The 1251-nt window shown below is 56.8% G+C and carries 2 protein-coding genes; both read right to left on the bottom strand.

Annotated elements, in window-relative coordinates; all coding sequences use genetic code 11:
• Positions 1–356: hypothetical protein (locus EN935_RS36510; RefSeq protein ID WP_206534670.1), on the bottom strand; the 356-nt coding region annotated here is incomplete at its 3' end.
• 290 nt (positions 357–646) lie between these two features.
• Positions 647–1219 carry a DUF995 domain-containing protein gene (locus EN935_RS36505; RefSeq protein ID WP_245489147.1) on the bottom strand — a complete coding sequence of 191 codons (573 nt, stop codon included), beginning with the start codon at positions 1217–1219 and terminating at the stop codon, positions 647–649.
• Between the last annotated feature and the right edge of the window lie 32 nt (positions 1220–1251).

Here is a 1251-nt window from a genome sequence, read left to right as displayed (position 1 = left end):
CCGCCTAGGAATGGGCCACCATCTCCCGGATTGAAAGAGACTTTCACCGGCGCCGGCGCGCGGACTTTGATCCGCTGCGGCGATGCAAAAGCGTAATCTTGTTCAGGTGCCCGCACTGTGCTGGTCATCTGGAGTGTCGGCTCGGCTCTGAGCGAATGCACGAAGAATCCAGCTTGGACCGGCTGGACCACGGGCTGACTGCGGACCGCGTGGACCACAGGCTTGATGAGGACCGAATTGGTTTCGGTCGCATCCATACCCTGACAACCTGCAACCATAAAGCTCATCGCTACAGCTGCAACAATAGATCCTATGTTTTTGCTTGAGCGAAACGCGCCCATTGCGTAATTGTTCATCATGTGTCCCTTGTCATCAAGTATAAGCCAAGGGCGCGTTGCGACATACTATGCCGTCGTCGCTTCCACGCCGCATGAGCAACCACTCGCACATCACGCAGGAACATTAGACATCACTAATTATTAAATTTCATGAAAACCGTATGGTGGGCCCATCGTCTCGTCGTTCTGCCAGATAAAATTGAATGCGATCGGTCAGCGATCGGCGCGCCGACCGCTCCAGCCGAACCGCTTGATGCGTCACTATAAGCGATTCGCCAATTCGTGTCTCAGCGCGGCTGAAACACGAACTAATTCTTGGAATCGATCAGCTTGCGGGCCTCTTCGAACTGCGCGCCCTTGGTGTCGCCTGCTTCGAATTTCCGGTATTCGTCGGACGGCTCCTCGGGAGATCGCTTGAAACTGTACCATTCCCCATCCGGATCCTTGCGTTGCTCGATGCTCCCGCCCTGGATCCGGTGGCTATAGCAGGTGCGATTCTGCTTGCCAGTGTAACCCTTCGATCGCCAGGCGAGTTCCATGCACATCTTGCCTTCTTTGGTCACCAGCCATCTGCCCTCCGCGACGGATGCCGTGTCCTGTCCGGACGTCCAGGCCTCGAGGCGTCGATTGCCCTGCGCGAAATAGGCTGCTCCATTCTTCCATACCCATGTTCGGTCGGCATAAAGAAGCTGCAGCTCATAGGCAGTTGGAACATTGGCGGTGTTTGCTTCCGCAGGTGCGCTGTCTTTGGCGGCAGCCGCGTGCGCCGTTCCTGGAAGAGCCATCTGGCCGCAAAGGGCCAGGATAAACAGAAGTTGCGTGCAACTTGCGAACCGACGACGTTCCTTGCATCGCCGACGGTCGACACCAAGGGGTGGCAATCTGGGTGGGGGCAATCTGGTTAGAGCTGTCG

Origin of the sequence: Mesorhizobium sp. M7D.F.Ca.US.004.03.1.1, assembly GCF_003998635.1 — a bacterium.
GTDB lineage: Bacteria > Pseudomonadota > Alphaproteobacteria > Rhizobiales > Rhizobiaceae > Mesorhizobium > Mesorhizobium loti.
The sequence above is the reverse complement of the archived record's forward strand: the minus strand, read 5'-3'. Positions and strand labels throughout refer to the sequence as shown.